Annotated in this window: 7 protein-coding genes and 1 pseudogene; all 8 read left to right on the top strand. The window is 69.9% G+C overall.

Annotated elements, in window-relative coordinates:
- Positions 1-646: DNA adenine methylase (locus tag ACWCQ6_RS36500; RefSeq protein WP_451096717.1), on the top strand; the 646-nt coding region annotated here is incomplete at its 5' end.
- Positions 647-734: 88 nt separating this feature from the next.
- Positions 735-1118, top strand: a pseudogene (locus ACWCQ6_RS36495) (hypothetical protein); the annotation flags it as partial.
- A gap of 131 nt (positions 1119-1249) precedes the next feature.
- Entirely contained in the window at positions 1250-1477 is a 228-nt protein-coding gene (locus ACWCQ6_RS36490; protein ID WP_451096715.1) for a hypothetical protein, read from the top strand.
- Positions 1474-1605 carry a hypothetical protein gene (locus ACWCQ6_RS36485; protein ID WP_451096713.1) on the top strand — a complete coding sequence of 44 codons (132 nt, stop codon included), beginning with the start codon at positions 1474-1476 and terminating at the stop codon, positions 1603-1605. Before ACWCQ6_RS36490 ends, ACWCQ6_RS36485 begins: the two co-directional genes overlap by 4 nt.
- A complete protein-coding gene (locus tag ACWCQ6_RS36480) occupies positions 1602-1958 on the top strand; it encodes a hypothetical protein (RefSeq protein WP_451096711.1) in 357 nt (118 codons plus the stop codon). Before ACWCQ6_RS36485 ends, ACWCQ6_RS36480 begins: the two co-directional genes overlap by 4 nt.
- Positions 1955-2206 carry a response regulator transcription factor gene (locus ACWCQ6_RS36475; RefSeq protein ID WP_451096709.1) on the top strand — a complete coding sequence of 84 codons (252 nt, stop codon included), beginning with the start codon at positions 1955-1957 and terminating at the stop codon, positions 2204-2206. The genes ACWCQ6_RS36480 and ACWCQ6_RS36475 overlap by 4 nt, the downstream gene beginning before the upstream one ends.
- 81 nt (positions 2207-2287) lie before the next feature.
- Entirely contained in the window at positions 2288-2929 is a 642-nt protein-coding gene (locus tag ACWCQ6_RS36470; RefSeq protein WP_451096707.1) for a hypothetical protein, read from the top strand.
- The gene (locus ACWCQ6_RS36465; RefSeq protein ID WP_451096705.1) at positions 2926-3291 is read left to right on the top strand and encodes a helix-turn-helix transcriptional regulator; all 366 of its coding nucleotides are present in this window, start codon (positions 2926-2928) and stop codon (positions 3289-3291) included. The genes ACWCQ6_RS36470 and ACWCQ6_RS36465 overlap by 4 nt, the downstream gene beginning before the upstream one ends.
- Positions 3292-3311 lie beyond the last annotated feature (20 nt).

Raw genomic sequence — 3311 nt, 5'->3', positions numbered from 1 at the left:
GTTCTGGCGGGTTCTTCGCGACCGCCCCGCCGATCTGATCCGTGCCTGCGCGCTCACCCCGCACAGCCGGGACGAACTCGCGGCCGCACATGAACCGGCCGCCGACGATCTGGAGCTGGCCCGCCGCATCTGGTGCCGCCTTGCCCAGGGCCGCGCCGGGACGCTGCGGAACACCGGGTGGCGGCACTACATCGACCCAGCAGGCTCCGGCACGTCCATGCCCGGCTACATGGCCGCCTACGTCGACCGGCTCGCCGCCGCAGCGGAACGCCTGCGCCGCGTCTCCCTGGAGTCGATGCCCGCCCTCGACCTCATCGCGAAGTACGGCCACCAGAAGGACGTGCTGCTCTACGTCGACCCGCCATACCTCGGTACGACCCGCCCATGGTCGAACTACCGCATCGAGATGAAGGGTGAGCAGGAGCACCGCGACCTCGCGGCCGCACTCCACGACTGCAAGGCAGCGGTCGTCCTCTCCGGATATGCCAGCCCTCTGTACGACGAGTTGTACGACGGCTGGTACCGGGCCGACGAGCAGACCATGACCGGTAACGCTGCCGCGGCGAAGGGCCGCACCGAGGTCCTGTGGTCCAACCGCGTACTCGCCGGCCGACTCAGCCTCTTCGGCGATGACGCCGCCGCCTGACCACCCTGTGACATGCCGGACGCCTGCCCCTGGAGAAAGCAGGGGCAGGCGCCGGACCACTTCACCACACACCCCGAAGGAGATCCACATGTCGTACCCGGAGTTGCTCACCCCGGAAGAGAAGCTCGCCGACGCCAAGGAAGGGCTCAAGCTCCCGAGGATCGTCGTGATCTGCGGCTCCACCCGCTTCATGGACGCCATGGTCGACGCCGACTGTGAACTCACCGCAGTCGGGTACATCGTCGTCAAGCCCGGCTGCAACATGAAGGAGTCGCACGCGCTTTGGGCGGATCCGGTCGAAGCCGAAGCCCTCAAGGTCCAGCTCGACAACCTGCACCGGGCGAAGATCCGCCTCGCCGACGAAGTGCTCGTCGTCGGCAACTACATCGGGGACTCCACCCGCGCCGAGATTGCCTATGCCCGAGAGCTCGGCAAGCCCGTCGCCTTCACCCACCCCGAGGTCGACCCCGACATCACCACGACGGAGACCGTGCCCGACCCGCCGGACCGTGTGCACCTGGAGGGCCACGAGGGCGAGTGCCCGTGCCCGCCTTTCTGCAGCTGCTGCCACCCAGCCCCCGCCGTGGCCGAGGAGCCGAAGCCGTGACCGCCCGACCGCTCGGCGTCGAGGTCGCCTGCGACGGCCCCAACGGTCGTGACGACTGCCCGCACAACGCCGCCGTGCGCGCCCAGTTCACGTCCCGGACCGCCCGGCAGGTGCGCGCCGACGGCCGCCGGGACGGCTGGACCACGCGCCGCGCCCCCGGCCGGCTCCTCGACATCTGCCCTTGCTGCCGCAACCACACCACTGCCGAGGAGCCGCCCCGATGAACGACCGCACTCCCACCTGCCAGTGGTGCGGCCACCCCATCACCGGCACCCCCGCCCGGTGGGACGGCCGCCCCCAGTGCCCCGACCCCCACGCCTGCACCCGACGCATCACGGAGAAGCCCCGATGAGCGACCGCATCCGCCTCGACGACCTCACCAGCACCGACCTCGACGCCCTGTACGACCGGCTGGATCAGCACGCCAATGCGCTGAAGCGCGTCCGCGACCGGCGCAACGAATCCCGTGAGCTCGAACTCCTCGGAGTCCGACGCTTCGGCGAGGCCGAGGCCACGCCCATCCTCATCGACGGCCGTAGGCCCTGCGGGCTGTTCTCTGACCACGTCCGCCTTGGCTGCCTCGGGCTGTCCTACACCGACCGGGCAGGCCAGTACGGGCTCATCCACCTGACGACGGCCGACGCCCTACGCCTGGCCGACCTACTGCGGGCCATGGCCGCCGCCGCCGAGGAGCCGACCCGATGACCACCGCGAAGCTTCTCACCCGCAGGCAGCGCGAGGTTCTACTCCTCGCAGCGAACGGCAACACCGCCGGACACATCGCCCGCTGGCTGGGCGTCAGTGTCCACACCGTCAACGAGGTCCTCAGCCGCGCATACCAGGCCCTCGGTGTCCATGACCGCGCCCAGGCCGTAGCGGTCGCCCTCAAGGTCGGCGAGTTCGGGCTGGACGACATCCACGTACCGATCACCGAGCAGCAGCCGACCGCCTGACCCACCGCACCACCGGCCGGCCGGACCCCCATCCGGCCGGCCACTCCGCCCAGTCCCACCGCGCCACCGCAAGGAGCAGCCGTGACCCTCGCCGAAGCCACCGCCCCCGCCTGCACGATCTGCCGGAACGGCCTGTACGCCGACGAACTGGGCGCTTACGCCTGCCGCCCCTGCACCGAGCGCATCGACGGCCAACTGCGGGCCCTGGCCGGGCCTGACGGCCTGTACGCCCGCCTGAGCGCCCAACTAGCCCCCCGGGTAGGGAATGGTGGCCCGGCGGTCTCCGGGAGCCGCACAGCCCCCGTACCGCTCCGCCTGGACATCCTGAACCTTATGACTGCCGGTGGGCCCGTCCTCGGCACGCTGGAAACGTGGGTGCGGGACTGGCGCGAGCACGGGCGAGCCGAGGTGTGCGAGGCCGGGACGCTGCGGCAGCGCGTCGACCACGCCGTCCGGACGCTCAGGTTCAACCTCGAATGGGCCGCGGCCAATCACCCTGCCATCGACGAATTCGCGCGCGAGGTGTCGCTGATCCACCGCCAGTGCGAGGTGCAGGTATCGGGGGAGCGACGGCCCCGCGTTATCCCCGTCGCTTGCCCCTGCGGCCAGACCCTTCGGATCACGCTCGACACGGCTGGCTGCCGCTGCCCCGGATGCGGCGAGCAGTACGGGCACGGCGAATTGCTACGGCTGCCCATGGCGGATAGGAAAATTGCCGCATGAGTAGCGATGACCTCTCCACCCTCATTCGCGCCGCGCAAGTCCGGCGACCCGACCTCAACCAAAGCGAGATCGCGCGCCGAATCGGCGTCTCTCCAGCCGCCGTTAACACATGGGTCAACCGCAAGCGTGGCACCGGACGCGGCCCCAACAAGGAGAACCTCGCCAAGCTCGCCACCGTGCTTGGCCTGCCGGAACGAGAGGTGTTTGCTGCAGCGGGTCGGCGACTCCCAGGCCCGACCAACCCGGACATGGAGCAGCGGTTCCTCGAGCTCCTCCGTGGACTCACCGCTGAACAGCAGAAGTTCACCGAGATCCAGATGAGGGCCCTCTACGACCGCAACCAAGTCACCGAACACGCCTGACGGCAACGAAGCGCACCACC

The sequence above is a fragment of the Streptomyces sp. NPDC001880 genome (genome assembly GCF_053594575.1).
This window is presented reverse-complemented; position numbering and strand designations above follow the sequence as displayed.